At 73.2% G+C, this 13819-nt stretch carries 13 protein-coding genes; 4 read left to right on the top strand and 9 right to left on the bottom strand.

Going from position 1 to position 13819, the window contains the following annotated elements; all coding sequences use genetic code 11:
• Positions 1 to 3: 3 nt before the first annotated feature.
• On the bottom strand, positions 4 to 615 hold the full coding sequence (locus CXR04_RS25780) for a TetR/AcrR family transcriptional regulator (RefSeq protein WP_234380494.1): 612 nt from the start codon (positions 613 to 615) through the stop codon (positions 4 to 6).
• A 149-nt stretch (positions 616 to 764) separates the two neighbouring features.
• Positions 765 to 1835: a phosphotransferase family protein gene (locus CXR04_RS25775; protein ID WP_159072391.1), complete on the bottom strand. Its 1071-nt coding sequence runs from the start codon at positions 1833 to 1835 to the stop codon at positions 765 to 767.
• A gap of 177 nt (positions 1836 to 2012) precedes the next feature.
• Between CXR04_RS25775 and CXR04_RS25770 the strand changes: the two genes are divergently transcribed.
• The 4 genes from CXR04_RS25770 (at position 2013) to CXR04_RS25755 (ending at position 6701) form a co-directional block, all read left to right on the top strand.
• Positions 2013 to 2969: an SRPBCC family protein gene (locus tag CXR04_RS25770; protein WP_159072390.1), complete on the top strand. Its 957-nt coding sequence runs from the start codon at positions 2013 to 2015 to the stop codon at positions 2967 to 2969.
• 155 nt (positions 2970 to 3124) lie between these two features.
• Entirely contained in the window at positions 3125 to 4315 is a 1191-nt protein-coding gene (locus CXR04_RS25765; protein ID WP_101424639.1) for a DegT/DnrJ/EryC1/StrS family aminotransferase, read from the top strand.
• Complete coding sequence (locus CXR04_RS25760) at positions 4312 to 5427, top strand: DegT/DnrJ/EryC1/StrS family aminotransferase (protein WP_101424638.1); 1116 nt, start codon at positions 4312 to 4314, stop codon at positions 5425 to 5427. The genes CXR04_RS25765 and CXR04_RS25760 overlap by 4 nt, the downstream gene beginning before the upstream one ends.
• A gap of 11 nt (positions 5428 to 5438) precedes the next feature.
• Positions 5439 to 6701: a nucleotide sugar dehydrogenase gene (locus CXR04_RS25755; protein ID WP_234380493.1), complete on the top strand. Its 1263-nt coding sequence runs from the start codon at positions 5439 to 5441 to the stop codon at positions 6699 to 6701.
• Between the two features lie 134 nt (positions 6702 to 6835).
• Here the strand turns inward: CXR04_RS25755 and CXR04_RS25750 are convergent, their stop codons facing one another.
• From CXR04_RS25750 to CXR04_RS25720, 7 genes are all read right to left on the bottom strand, one after another.
• Entirely contained in the window at positions 6836 to 7693 is an 858-nt protein-coding gene (locus tag CXR04_RS25750) for an AfsR/SARP family transcriptional regulator (protein ID WP_267898218.1), read from the bottom strand.
• Between the two features lie 331 nt (positions 7694 to 8024).
• Entirely contained in the window at positions 8025 to 8432 is a 408-nt protein-coding gene (locus CXR04_RS25745; protein WP_101424637.1) for a DUF6917 domain-containing protein, read from the bottom strand.
• On the bottom strand, positions 8429 to 9388 hold the full coding sequence (locus CXR04_RS25740) for a Gfo/Idh/MocA family protein (protein ID WP_101424636.1): 960 nt from the start codon (positions 9386 to 9388) through the stop codon (positions 8429 to 8431). Before CXR04_RS25740 ends, CXR04_RS25745 begins: the two co-directional genes overlap by 4 nt.
• On the bottom strand, positions 9378 to 10484 hold the full coding sequence (locus CXR04_RS25735) for an Ldh family oxidoreductase (RefSeq protein WP_101424635.1): 1107 nt from the start codon (positions 10482 to 10484) through the stop codon (positions 9378 to 9380). Before CXR04_RS25735 ends, CXR04_RS25740 begins: the two co-directional genes overlap by 11 nt.
• Positions 10481 to 11776 carry a M20/M25/M40 family metallo-hydrolase gene (locus CXR04_RS25730; RefSeq protein ID WP_101424634.1) on the bottom strand — a complete coding sequence of 432 codons (1296 nt, stop codon included), beginning with the start codon at positions 11774 to 11776 and terminating at the stop codon, positions 10481 to 10483. The genes CXR04_RS25735 and CXR04_RS25730 overlap by 4 nt, the downstream gene beginning before the upstream one ends.
• Entirely contained in the window at positions 11773 to 12630 is an 858-nt protein-coding gene (locus CXR04_RS25725; RefSeq protein ID WP_234380491.1) for a sugar phosphate isomerase/epimerase family protein, read from the bottom strand. The genes CXR04_RS25730 and CXR04_RS25725 overlap by 4 nt, the downstream gene beginning before the upstream one ends.
• Positions 12620 to 13618: a Gfo/Idh/MocA family oxidoreductase gene (locus tag CXR04_RS25720; protein WP_159072389.1), complete on the bottom strand. Its 999-nt coding sequence runs from the start codon at positions 13616 to 13618 to the stop codon at positions 12620 to 12622. The genes CXR04_RS25725 and CXR04_RS25720 overlap by 11 nt, the downstream gene beginning before the upstream one ends.
• Positions 13619 to 13819: the final 201 nt, after the last annotated feature.

Genomic DNA, 13819 nt, shown 5'->3' with positions numbered 1-13819 from the left:
GCCTCAGGAGGAGGTGCCGTCGTACGCGCTGAGGAAGAAGTCGACGACGGACTCCACGAACCCGCCGTCGAAGGTCCGCTCGGCCACCAGCCGGCGGAACATCAGCGGGCCGGAGAGCTGGTCGACGGCCAGGTCGGTGTCGAGCCCCGCGGGCAGTTCGCCGCGCTCCCTGGCGGTGTCGACGATGGCGCGCAGCCCCTCGGAGGCCGCGGTGTGCAGGGAGGTCTTCAGCTTGCCGTACGCCGGGTCGACGCTGACCCGCTCGATGACGGCCCGCAGCGCGCGCTCCGCGGTGGGATCGTGCAGCCAGCGGCGGACCACGTTCAGCTCGCCCAGCAGGTCGCGCCGCAGCTCGCCGGTGCGGCGGACGTGCGCGATCGTCAGGCCCTCGGTGATGGCGTCGCGGATCATCTCCGCGGGGTCGGGCCAGTGGCGGTACAGAGTGGTGCGGCCGACGCCGCTGCGGGCGGCCACCGACACGTGCGTGACGGCGGCCCAGCCCTGCTCGACGAGCAGGGCGCGCGCGGCGTCGAGGGCGGCGGCCCGGCTGCGTACGGCTCTCGGATCGGGTCCTCGCTCCAGGCCCGAAGATCTCGTGTCGGTTTGAGGCGACAACAGGACTCCATCCCGCGTGTCCCCGAGGGCCGGGGCTGGCTGACGGTCACGTACGGCCTCACTCGGAGGTCTCCGTACACCTTGTCCCGCATTCGGCGGCGTATCGCCGATCGGGATTGCTGAAGGGCCCCGCCGCGGGCCGTCGGACATCAGACGGCGACGGCGTCGAGGGGTGCGAGGGTCGCCGCGAGCCGGCGCTCCGCGGCGCGTGTGAGAGGGATCCCCGACGCCCCGTCGGCCAGGCCCTGTTCGGCCAGCAACCGGCCCGTGCGGGCGGCGACGAGGGCGAAGCGGAAGCCGGCGAACACCTCGTGCCAGGGCAACTGTCCGGCGATCGGCCGGCCCAGCCACTCCTCGTAGCGCTCGATCGTAGCCTGCCTCCCCGGCAGGCCCGCGAGCCGGGGCCGGTCGCCCGCGAGGTGGCGGTCGACGTGGAGGAACCACGCGAGGTCGGCCTCCGGGGGGCCGAGGAAGGCCGTCTCCCAGCCGAGTACGGCCGCGGGGCGGGCGCCGCGGAAGACGATGTTGCCGAGCCGGGCGTCGCCCCAGAGCAGCCGGGGCGGCCCCGCCGGCTGCGGGAGGTTCTCGCGCAGCCAGTCGAGCGCCGCGAGGACGACGCCGGAGCGGTCGGCGGCGAAGTGGTCCAAGTGCCGCTCGTAGAAGTCGAGCTGGCCGCCGAGGCCGCTCGGGGCGCCGGTGGCGTGCTCCAGGAAGGCGACGTTCAGCCGGTCCGCGTCCAGGCCGTGCAGCGTCCGGAGTACGCCGAGGCCCGCCCACCACAGCTCCGCCCGGCCCGCCTCGTCGCGGTCGGCGAGCGCGCCGGCCGAGTGGTACGGGGGCCGCTCCGCGGGCGTCCAGCCGTCGACGCGCTCGGTGACGTAGAACGGCGCCCCGAGCACGGCGGGGTCGGCCTCGTAGCCCAGCACGGCGGGCACCGGCACCGGCGTGGGCGCCAGCGCGCGCAGCACCCGGTACTCGTCGACGAGCCGGGGCTCGGGCAGCACCTGATACCGCGTGGAGGCCACCCGTACGGCGAAGTCCCGGCGCGTACCTGCCCGCTGCCACTCGGCGACGGCCCGCAGGGTCTCGGGACCCAGGCCCCGTCCGCGCGGCGCCTCCACTGCGACCTCGGGGGCCTCGGCCTCCGGCAGCCGGTCGGCGAGCCAGCGCGCGAGGCGGCGGCGGGTGGTCTCGATGTCTCGTTGCGGCGGTTCGGGCACGTGACCTCCTGCGGACGACGGACGTACGCGTCCCCGATGGTCCCTCCCCGGCCTGGTGCCGCGATGGTGAGTGGAGGCAGCCTCCGTCGAGCCACCAGCAAGAGACGATCGAATCCTCACTGCCCCTCTTCACGATCGAAGCCACGGCACGTCCGGCAGAGAAGGGGACGATCCACCATGGCGCACTCCCACCATGTCAGGCACACCTGCACCGTCGCGGCGCCCGCGATCGTCGTGTACGGACTCCTCGCCGACGCGCCGGGCTGGTCCCGGCTGTTCCCCTCCGTCGTGCACGCGGAACCGGACCCGGCGGAGGGCGGCGAGGACGTGCTGCGGCTCTGGACGGCCGCGGACGGCGGGGTCGACGACGTGCGCGTACGCCTCACGCCCGACCCGGACGCGCTGACTCTCGGCTTCCGGTACGACGACCCGCGCTCCCCGGCCGCCGCCCGCAGCGGCACCTGGCGGATCCGCCCGGCGGGCGGCGGCTGCGAGGTGGTGTTCGACCAGGCGTACGCGGCGGCAGGCGACGACCCGGAGCGACTGGCCTGGCTCCGCGCGGCGGCGGAGGCGGCCGCCGAGTCGGGGCTGGAGAGCCTGAAGCAGGGCGCGGAACGCGCCGGCCGCATCGGCGACGTACTGCTCACCTTCGCCGACGAACTGGAGATCGCGGCCGGGCCGGCGGCCGTCCACGACTTCCTCTGGCGCGCCGGCGGCTGGGCGGAGCGGGTACCGCACGTCGCCCGCGCGGCGCTCACCGAGGTCTCGCCGCGGGCGCAGCTCCTGGAGCTGGACACGGTGCTCCCCGACGGGAGCACGCACACCACCGAGTCGGTACGGGTACGCCCCGGCCCCGGGCGCATCGTCTCCAAGCGGCTGCGGCTGCCGGCGCTGCTGGCCGCGCACCTCACCGAGTGGTCGCTGACCGAAACGGCCGGCGGCGTACGGGCCGTGCACCGGCACACCGCCGTGCTGCGGCCGGAGGCGGTGCCGGACTTCCTGGGGGCGGGCGCGACGCTCGCCGAGGCCCGCGCGCACGTCCGCAAGGCGCTGGGGACGACCAGCCGGGAGACGCTGCGCTGCGCGCGGGCGGCCGTGACGGGGGCCAAGGAGGGCCTGTCCGCGGGGCGTTGACGAGGGTCCCCCGCGAAGCGGGCATGCACGGGCGCAGGTACCGGGTCCGCCCGCGGCCCCGGTACCTGCCCCGGGGACTGCCACCCCGGGTGCGTCGCGTGCAGGCAACAACTTGTCCGTGGCCGCCCCCGGAATCGCTCCCTACGCTGACCCGTATGGCGCTCACCCACTCCGAAGCTGCGGCCCCACCTGTGCCGTTCTTCTCCCAGGCACGGAGTTTCACCGAGCTGTGGCCGCAGATCAGCGACCACATCAACGCCGTCTTCGACCGGGGGAAATACTCCCACGGCCGCCAGGTCGGGCAGTTGGAGCGCGCCGTCGCCGAGTACACCGGCGCCCGGCACGCACTCGGCGTGAACAGCGGCACCGACGCCCTCGTCCTGCTGCTCCGGGCCGCCGGCATCGGCCCCGGGGACGAGGTGATCGTGCCCGCGTTCACCTTCTTCGCCACCGCGTCCTCCGTCACGATGGCCGGCGCCCGTCCCGTCTTCGCCGACATCACGGCGGACGGCGACTACGCGCTGGACGCGGAGTCCGCCGAGGCGCTCGTCACCGAGCGCACCCGGGCCGTGATGCCCGTGCACCTCTTCCACCAGCTCGCCGCGATGGACAAGCTCACGGAGCTGGCGCGGCGCCACGACCTCAAGCTGCTGGAGGACAGTGCCGAGGGCATCGGCATGCGCTGGGACGGTGTGCACGCCGGGCTGCTCGGCGCCGGCGGCGTGCTCAGCTTCTTCCCCACCAAGACCCTCGGCGCCCTGGGCGACGCCGGGATGATCCTGACGGATGACGACGACATCGCCCAGCAGGCCGCGATCCTGCGCCACCACGGGCGGATGGGCAAGACGCTGGACCACATCGCCGGCATCTCCAACCTCTCCGGCGTCTCCGGCACCAACAGCAAGATGGACGACGTCCAGGCCGCGGTGCTGCTGGCCAAGCTGACCCGGCTGGACGCCGACATCGCCCGGCGCCGGGAGCTGGCGGCCGCGTACGACGAGCGGCTGCGCGGGCAGGAGGGCATCCACTCCCTGCCCCGGCTGGTGCCCCGTCCGGCGCAGGCGGACCCGGTGTTCTACGTCTACCTCATCGAGGTCGAGAAGCGGGACGAGCTGGTCGAGTTCCTCGCGGCCCGCGGCATCGGCACCGAGACGTACTACCCCCGCCCGCTCCACCTGCAGCCCTGCTACGCCGGGCCCGAGCACCCCGAGGGCTCGCTGCCGGTCGCGGAGCGGACCTGCAAGCGCACGCTGGCCCTGCCCTTCTACCCGGACCTCACCGAGGACCAGGTGGACATCGTCTGCCGGGCCGTCGCCGACTTCTATGCCGGAGGTGCCGACCGGTGACCATCCCGTTCTTCCCCGACGACCTCTTCGAGCAGGACCGGCAGGCGTTCCTCGACCTGCTCTACGAGGTCGGCACGGACGACGAGCAGAAGTTCATCCTCGGCCGGCGCACCGCGGAGCTGGAACGCGCGACCGCCGCCGCGACGGGCGTCGAGCACGCCGTGGCCTGCTCCAGCGGGACCGGCGGGCTCAACCTCGCCGTCCAGGCGGTGGGCGTGGGCCCCGGCGACGAGGTGATCGTCCCGGCGTTCTGCTGCCAGCCGGTGGCCAGTTCGGTGGCGAACCTCGGCGCGACCCCGGTCTTCGCCGACGTCGACCCGCACACCATGGTGATGGACCCGGCGAGCACCGAGGAGCTGATCACCGAGCGCACCCGGGCCCTGATGCCCGCCCACGTCTTCTCGATCATGGCCGACATGCCGGCCATGAACAAGATCGGCCGGGCGCACGGGCTGAAGGTGATCGAGGACGCCGCGGTCGCCCAGGGCGCGGTGCTCGACGGCACCCCGTCCGGCGCCTGGGGCGACCTCGGGGTGTTCTCCTACTTCCAGGTCAAGGCGTTCGGCACGGCCGGCGAGGGCGGCATGGTCGTCACGGACGACGAGGACCTGGCCCGTACGGTACGGATGCTCCGCAACCACGGCCAGGACGGCATCACGCGGTTCCTGCACCACTCCATCGGCCAGAACAGCCGCTTCGACGAGATCCTGGCCGCCTTCCAGTTGCACCGGATCGGCGGCTTCGCGGACCGGCTGGAGCGCCGGGCCCGGATCGCCGACTACTACACGGAGCGCTTCGCCCCGCTCGCCGACCGCGGCCTCGTCGCGCCGCCCGCCGGCCGCAACGGCCGCTGCTACTACGTGTACTCGCTGCTGGTCGAGCGGCGCGAGGACCTGCGCGCCTGGCTCACCGAGAAGCAGATCGGCACCCACATCTACTACCCGGTGCCGCTGCCGCTCCAGCCCGCGTTCGCGAAGTACGCCCCCGAGGGGGCGGACTGGCCGCGGGCCCGGCAGGTCAGCGCGCGCAACCTGGCCATCCCGATCTGGCCCCACCTCACGGACTTCCAGGTGGAGTTCATCGCGGACTCAGTGTGCGAATTCTTCGATTAGGGGGTACGGGCATGGGCGAGAAGGTCGTCGTCATGGGGCAGGGCTACGTGGGCCTGCCGCTGGCCGTCGCCGCCGCGGAGCGCGGGTACGAGGTCGTCGGCTTCGAGGTCGACGAGGACCGGGTCAAGAAGCTCGCGGTGGGCGAGTCGTACGTCGGCGACGTGGACTCGGCGCGGCTGGCGGCGCTGCTGGACAGCGGGGCGTACCGGCCGACGATGGAGCCGGACGACCTCGCGGGCTTCGACCTCGCCGTGATCACCGTGCCCACCCCGATGCGCGACGGCCTGCCCGACCTGTCGTACATCGAGTCCGCCGGCACCACCCTCGCCCGCTGGCTGCGGCCGGGGGCGGCGGTCTCGCTGGAGTCGACCAGCTACCCCGGCACCACGGGCGACGTCCTCGCCCCGCTGCTGGAGCGGCTGTCCGGGCTGGCCGCGGGCACGGACTTCCACCTCGGCTACAGCCCGGAGCGCATCGACCCGGGCAACACCCGGTGGACGTTCACCACCACGCCGAAGGTCGTGGCCGGGGTCGACGAGCGCTCCCGCCGCCGGCTGGCGGACTTCTACGGCTCGATCGTCGACCAGGTCGTGCCCGCCCCCACGATCCGGGTGGCCGAGATGGCGAAGGTGCTGGAGAACACCTTCAGGCACGTCAACATCGCCCTGGTGAACGAGCTGGCCATGCACGCGGAGGCGCTCGGCGTCGACGTGTGGGACGCGCTGGACATCGCCGCCACCAAGCCGTTCGGCTTCATGCGCTTCACCCCGGGCCCCGGGGTCGGCGGCCACTGCCTCCCGGTGGACCCGCTGTATCTGTCGTGGAAGGTCAAGCAGGATCTCAGCAGGCCGTTCCGGATGGTCGCGCTGGCCGACGAGCTGAACACCCAGATGCCCGAGTACGTGGTCCGCCGGGTCACCCGGGGCCTCGGCAGGCGCGGCCAGACGCTCCACGGCGCCCGGGTGCTGATGCTGGGGCTGGCGTACAAGCCCAACACCGGCGACGTACGGGAGTCGCCCGCGGTCCGGCTCGCGGAGCAACTGCTCGCGGAGGGCGCGCAGGTGCGGGTCGCGGACCCGGTGGTCTCGGAGGACCCGGGGGTCGCGGGGCTGGTGCGGGTGGAGCTGTCGGACGAGGAGGTCGAGGCGGCGCACGTGGTGCTGGTCGCCACGGACCACGACGCCTTCGACTACGCGCATCTCGTCGCGACGGCCGGCTATATCTTCGACTGCCGGCACCGGGTGCCGGCCGCGGACCATGTGGAATCCCTCTGAGCCGCGGGGCGAATTTCAGGACATGTATACCGCAGTTCCGAAATACGTCCCGCGGAGTTCATATGGACATGGAAAAGCACCTTCGGCGCGAACGCCGAAGGTGCTTTTCCGGAAGTCGCGGAATCCGGGCTCCGTTATGCGCCCCTGCCGAAAGCGGCGGACGCCAGCGCGTGTTGCTCCACCCGGCCGGGCGGCACGAGGTCTAATTGGCTTACGGGGACGGTTTTCGTCAGATCGGGACCGCGCATGAGATCGTCCAATTCAGGATCGCAGGTCAGCACCGCCTGTTGCAGATTCCGGATCATCGGTGAGGGCTCCAGGCCCAGTTCCTCGCGGAGCGTCGTACGCAGCCGGTGGACGACCTCCAGGGCCTGGCTGCGCCGTCCTGACCGGTACATCGCCAGGATGAGCCGGGCGTGCAGGCTCTCCCGGGTGGGCAGCTTGGTGGTGAGCGAACTCAGCTCGCCGAGCACCTCGCGGTGCCGGCCGAGCCGCAGGTCGGCGTCGATGCGCTGTTCCTGGACGCTCATGCGGTCCTCTTCGAGACCGACCGCGTACGCCCTGACCACCGGCCCGACCTGGACGTCCGCCAGCACCGAACCCTGCCATAACGCCAGTGCCCGGCCCAGCAGTTCGGCCGCCGCGACGTCGTCGGCGTACAGCTTGGACCGGCCGCTGGCGACGAGCGTGGCGAACGTGTTCGTGTCCAGCTCGTCCCCGCGCACCGTGAGCAGATAGCCGCCGTCGCGTGTCTCCAGTATCCGCCGGGCCGCCTCCAGACTGCCCACCCGCGGCACCCGGCGCAGGATGCGCCGCAACTGCAGGATGTAGGACTGGACCGTCGAGAGCGCGGTGTTGGGCGGAGTGTTCTCCCAGAGTTCCTCTATGCATGTACGCGTGGAAACAACCTGGTTGGCGTTGAGCAGGAGCAACGAGAGAAGCTGTCGTTGTTTGGGCGCCGTCGGAGTATAGGAACACCCCTGTTCGTGCATGCGCAGTGGACCGAGTAGGGAAAATTCCATCGCGCTCTCGAACCCTTCCGATAACTCGTGCACGTAAGCGGAGGCTCGATCGATGATCACTCCCCCGTGATATCCCCCTGAGACCTCACGGGAGCGTAACCGAACGCATGGTTCGGCACAAGCAGTTTCACAGGCGGCCGGGTTACCGGGGCCCGCTGACCAGCGGTGGCGGGTCCCGGCAGCAACTCGGCGCCAAGTCGGCCGCAATTGGTTCCCAAGCACCGCGCAAGCGGTACTTCAGCGCGCGGATCTCTCCGGGCGGCCACCGCCGCGCGGCGGCGAATGGAAGGGCACTGCGTGATCACGGCTGCGGGCCGATGAGCACCTTCATGTCCGGCGTCAGGCCGAGTTCCCGGCCGGTGACGGTCGCGTCGACCGCGATGAGGATGTTGTAGTGGTTCGGGAAGTGGCAGGAGTCGAAGCCGAGTACGGAGCCGACCCGCTTGCCGTCGATCACCACCGGGTCGCCGCGGTCGACGACGCCGGCCTCGGAGATCTCCACGAAGCCGAGGAACCCGACCCGGTCGACCCGCGCGCCCGTCGTGGTGTCGTGCTGGTCCGTGGTGACGAGTTCGTGCACCTCGCCGCTGCGGACGCAGCGGCTGCCCCACTCGTCCACGGACATCCCGCGGTCCTCGCGGCGGTGGATGAGGATCTTCACCAGCCGGCCGGAGACCGTCAGCTTGTCGCCGTCCTCCTGCGGGTTCACCGCGCTGCTCCCGTCGTCGTCGGCTCGCCGGCCGTGCTCTCCCTGCGGTAGATCTCCGCCACCAGTTCCAGCGCCGCGAGCCCGCCCTCGGCGCGGTCCTCCCCGGCGCGTACGGCCTGGGCGAAGTCGGTCACGATGCCGCGGTACTCGTGCCACAGCGACTGCTTGAACTCCGGGTAGCCGTCGAGCATGTCGGCGCTGTGCAGCGTGCCGTCGGTGAGCCGGACCGTGACGTCCTTGCGCTCGCCCTCGTACGACCAGTCCAGCTCCACCCGGCCGCGGGCGCCGGAGGAGGCGGCCAGCGACACCTTCGCCTGCCGGTCGGTACCGGCCTCGTCGCGTACCACCTCGGCCGACTCCAGCTCGACCGGGCCGAGGAACTGGCGCACGGTGTCGAAGGCGTTGGGCCCGTTGTCCGCCACACAGCCGCCGCCGCAGCGGTCGGCGTCCAGGTACCAGGCGTCGGCGCCGGCGTGCTCCTCGATCTTCTCCAGGTAGCGCACGACCATCCACTCGATGCCGACCCCCGGCGGGATGGCCTCCAGCAGCGCGAGCGCGTTGCCGTTGTAGCGCCGGTGGAAGGCGGTGAACAGCACGACGTCGCGGTCGCGGGCCGCGCGCACCAGCGCGCGGCCGTCCGACAGCCTGGTGGCCAGCGGCTTCTCCACGCACACCGGCAGCCCGGCGGCGATCAGGTCGCCGCACACCGCCGCGTGCGCGTCGTTGGGCACGTTGACGACGGCCGCGTCCAGGCCGCCGGCCGCGAGCAGGTCCGCGTGGCTCGTGAAGCAGGGGACGCGGTCGCGGTACGGGGCCAGTGCCTCGTCGCGGAGGTCGCACACCGCGGCGAGTTCGACCCCCGGCACCTCCTCCAGCGCGGCGGCGTAGAAGCGGGAGATGACGCCCAGGCCGATCAGCCCGATGCGCAGCGGGCGGGTGGTGTCGTCACCGGTCATTGCGGTCTCCCTCCGGGAGCTTCAGCCCCAGGTCGTCGGCGACGGAGCGCAGTTCGCCGAGGAGCGCGTCCGCCACGGGCACGCCTTCGGCCAGCGCCGCGGCCTTCAGGTCCGCCTCCCGGCAGCCGGGGTAGACGACCTTGTCGGTCCCCGGCAGCGTCGGGCTGCCGGTGAGGGCGGCGAAGAGCCCGGCCGCCTGGCGGGTGAAGTCCTCCTCGGGACGCAGCGTGCCGGGCGCGACGGCCAGGACGAAGAACCCGATGTCGTCGTCGCGGCCGCTCGGGCCGCCGGTGCCGGAGTACGCCTCGGGGTCGGGGCCGAGCCCGGCACCGGGCACCAGCGCGGCCAGCACCTCGACCAGCAGCGCGAGGCCGTAGCCCTTGTAGCCGCCCGTCTCCGGGTGGCCACCGAGGAACAGCGGGAAGCCCTCGCCGCGGTCGAGCGCGTGCGGGTCCGTCACCCAGCGGCCCTCGGTGTCCTGCAACCAGCCCTCGGGTATGGACCGGCCGGCCCGCGCCGCCTCGCGCACCTTGCCGGTGGGGGCGACGGTGGTGCTCATGTCGAGCACGAACGGCGCCTGCCCGGGGCCCGCCGGGGCGGCGGCGGCAAGGGGGTTGGTGCCGAGCATGGCGACCCGGCCGCCCGGCGGGCGGGCGATGCGCTGCCGGCCGCAGTTGGAGGCGATCAGCCCGATCATGCCGTTCTCGACGGCGCGGGCGGCGTGGAAGCCGGCGCAGCCGAGGTGCGTCGCGTCGCGTACGGACACCATGCCGATGCCGTACTGCCCGGCCCGCTCGGCGGCGAGGTCCATGGCCTCCGCGGCGGCCCACAGGCCCAGGCCCTTGCGGGAGTCGAGCAGCACGGTGGCGCCGCGGTCGGCGAGCACCTCGGGCTCGGCGGCGGGCGCGACCCGGCCGGAGGCGAAGAGCGGCAGGTAGAGGCGGGTGAGGTTGGCGAGACCGTGGGAGCGCATGCCCACGAGGTCGCCGTAGACGAGGGCTTCCGCGGCCGTACGCGCCCGGTCCTCGGGCACGCCCTGGGCCTGGAACACCTCGGTGGTGAAGTCGGTGAGCTGGTGGTACGGCAGCAGGGTCATGACGATCCGTTCGTAGCGGAGGCGAAGGCGGCCACCATGGAGGCGATGCCGTCGGCGTAGCGCTCCAGGTCGGAGGCGTCGACGTACTCGTCCGCGGCGTGCGCGCCGTTGGCGTCGAGGTCTCCGGGGCCGTAGACGACCGTGTGCGCGTGCGGCAGGGCGTGGGCCCAGATGGCGTCGCAGGTGCAGGCGGGGGCGTCCGGCGGGGCGTACTCGAGACCGGCCCCGGTCAGCACCTGCTCCGCCCAGGCGTCGCGGCTGTCGAGCGCGGGCAGCCCGCGCTTGAGCCACGCCAGCCGGGTGATCCGGCGGGCGTCCCTTGCGGTGCGGGCAAAGTCCGGCAGCCCGCCGAAGACGGCGGCGAACTCGTCGATGCCCGCGGTCAGTTCGCGCTCCAGCGCCTCCTCCTGCGCCCGGCCGGCCGCGGCGGTGCGGTACGCCAGGTTCAGCAGCAGGGCGCCGGTGCCGTAGACCTTGTTGTGCGCGGCGCCGGTGTGCAGCCCGGCGATGCAGACCCGGCCCTCGGCCACCGCTCCCGGCAGCGTGCGGGCCAGCCGCTGGGCGAGGAAGCCGAGGAGTACGGAGGCGTTGTGGCCGGCCTCGGGGTGGTCGTCGATGGAGTCGGCGCCGGCGACGGCGATCCGGGCGGTGGCCGCCGCGGTGGCGCGGGGCACGAGCAGGCCGCGGGTCGGCTCGCAGAACACGTTGATACGTCCTGTCCAGCCCTGCTCGACCAGCGGCCGGGTACCGAAGACGCCCATGGCGCCGCCCTCTTCGCCTGACACCGCCTGGATGAGCACGCCCACGTCGGTGCCGAGCGCCGGCACCCGGGTGATCGCGGCCCGCAGCCCGGCGAGCAGCGCGACCGCGGGCCCCTTGGCGTCGACGGCGCCGCGGCCGTGGAAGCGGTCGCCGGCCAGGTGCGGCGGCTTGCCGCCGGCGACCGTGTCAAGGTGCACGTTGAACATCAGGGTGCGCGCCCGCGGCAGCGCGCCGCCGAGCCGCAGCACCAGGCTCGGCTGGCTGTCGAGGAACCCGTCGACCCGCCGCGCCATGTCGCGCACCTGCGCGGGCACGTCGGGCCGGTCAAGCCACTCGGGTCCCGGCGCGGCGTGGTACGCCACCTCGAAGCCCAGCTCGGCCGCGGCCCTGGCGTAGCGCATCTGCGCCTCGCGCAGCCGCGGCGGCTCCGCGTCCGGGCCGGTCTCCATCGGCCCGGCGGTCGGTAACCCGACCAGGTCGAGCAGCAGGTCGCGGTCCGCCCGCGACAGCCGTGTCTGCGCCGTGGTCATACGGTCACCTTGCCGATCCGGGCGAGCAGTTCCTCCAGCGCCCGGCCGCAGGCGACGAAGGCCGCGCGGGTCTCGTCGTCGCTCGCGGTCGCGGACTCGTGCGGGCGCACCTTGACGTGCGGCTCGATGGACAGCGCGCCGGTGTAGCCGCGGTCGATCAGGTGCCGCAGGCAGTCCAGGACGCGGCACTCGCCGTGTCCCGGCAGCGTGTAGCGGATCTCGTCGCCCTCGACGACCGCGTCCTTGATCTGGACGTGCTCGATCCAGGGCGTGAGCTGGGGCAGCAGGTCGTAGGCCCGGTAGCCGTACGCGGGCCCGTTGCCGGTGTCGAAGACCAGGCGCAGCGCGGGGCTGTCGACGTACCGCAGGAGCTGGAGCATGCGGTCGGCGCTGGCGCCGGCCCAGCCGGCGCAGTTCTCGTGCAGCAGCACGAGCCCGGCGCGCTCGGCGCGCTCGGCGAGGATCGCCATGCGCCGCAGGACGACGGCGCGCCAGGCGCCGGGACTCAGCCCGTCGTTGGGGTACGACATGACGCGGACGTACCGGGTGCCGAGCGTGGCGCAGCGCCCGGCGAGGATGTCCAGCTCGCGCAGGTCCTCGTCGAAGTCGCCGGTGACGGGGCGGGCCCAGTTGGCGATCCGGGAGTCCACGCAGTGCACGCCGAGCCCGGCGGCGCGCACCGATCCGGCCAGCTCGTCGAAGGCGGCGTCGTCGAGGTCCGCGAGGGCGACGCCGTCGACGGACCGCAGTTCGATCAGCGGCCAGCCCAGTTCGTTCAGGGCGCCGGTCTGGACCGCCGCCGGGGCGCCCGCCTCGTCGCCGATCCCGCAGAGCGGGAGGGTGTCAGCCGGCATCACGTGCCTCCGTCCTGGAGCCGGACATGTGCTTGGCCGCGTCGAGCAGCCGGACGACCTGCATCTGGCGCCGCACCTGCGCATCCAGCACGGCGTCGTCGGGGTCGTCGCCGGCGAGGTGCCGGTAGGTGTCGAGCAGGCAGGCGTCGAGGGCGAGGTCCGGGAACACGGACTCCGCCGGGGGGCCGTCCACGGGGCCCGCGCTCAGGTGCGCGTAGTGGTCCTCGCTGCCGACCGGGTAGTGGCCGACGGCCCGGCCGGACGCGAAGTCCAGCTCGATGCGGCGCTCCCGGAGCGGCGAGGTCAGGTCGCACTCCAGCCGGCTCACCACCCCCGAGTGGTGCCGCAGCGTCAGCTCGGCCCCGCCCATGCCCGGCACCCGCCGGCCGCCGACGTCCACGTCGGTGAGCGCGGCGCCGGTGACGTCGGCGTCGCCGGCCAGCCGCAGCGCGACGCCGACCGCGTGCGGCGGCTCCACGTCGAAGGCCGTCTGGTGCCCGGCGCTGTTGAGGGTGCGGTGGATACGGGGCTTGTGCTGGCGTATCCCGATGTGCCGCAGCGGGCCGAACCGCCCGCTCTCGACGAGGTCCGCGAGCCGGTCGGTGAGCGTGCTGTGCAGCCACGGCGCGACCACGGCCATCCGCAGCCCGTACTTCTCCCGGACCGCCGCCAGTTCGGCCAGCGCCTCGGCGGTCTCCGCGAGCGGCTTCTCCACCAGGACGTTGACGAACCCCAGCTCGCCCAGGGCGGCCAGCACGCCGGCCCGCTCACCGGGCGGGGTGCACACGTGCACCAGGGTCGCCGCCGGGTCGAGCCGCAGCCGGGCCGCGGCCAGCGAGCCGACGGTCTCGATCTCCGGGCCGTCGTCCTGACCGCCGGCCGGCCCCGTGTCGTACCCGAGCGGCGGCGAGGCGGAGAAGAGATCGGGGAAGCGGCGCCGCAGCCGCAGCAGCACCGGCAGATGGAGCTCCCGGCCGGAGCGTCCCAAACCGACGATGAAAGTACGCAACACCGCATTCCTTACGGTCGTCCGTCCGGTACGAAAGCGTGGTACCCCAGCAGGCTACGGCGGGAGGCGGAGCCGGGGCGGTGGCAGATATCTGCCGTCCCGTTCGGCCCGGGGACACGGAATTGCCATGGCCGCCCGGCAATTCCGGCTCCTACGCTCCCAACGCGAAAGCCGGATTAT

The sequence above is a fragment of the Streptomyces sp. CMB-StM0423 genome (assembly GCF_002847285.1).
Taxonomy (GTDB): Bacteria; Actinomycetota; Actinomycetes; order Streptomycetales; family Streptomycetaceae; genus Streptomyces.
Note: the sequence above shows the minus strand (reverse complement) of the source record. Positions and strands in the feature narration are given on the sequence as shown.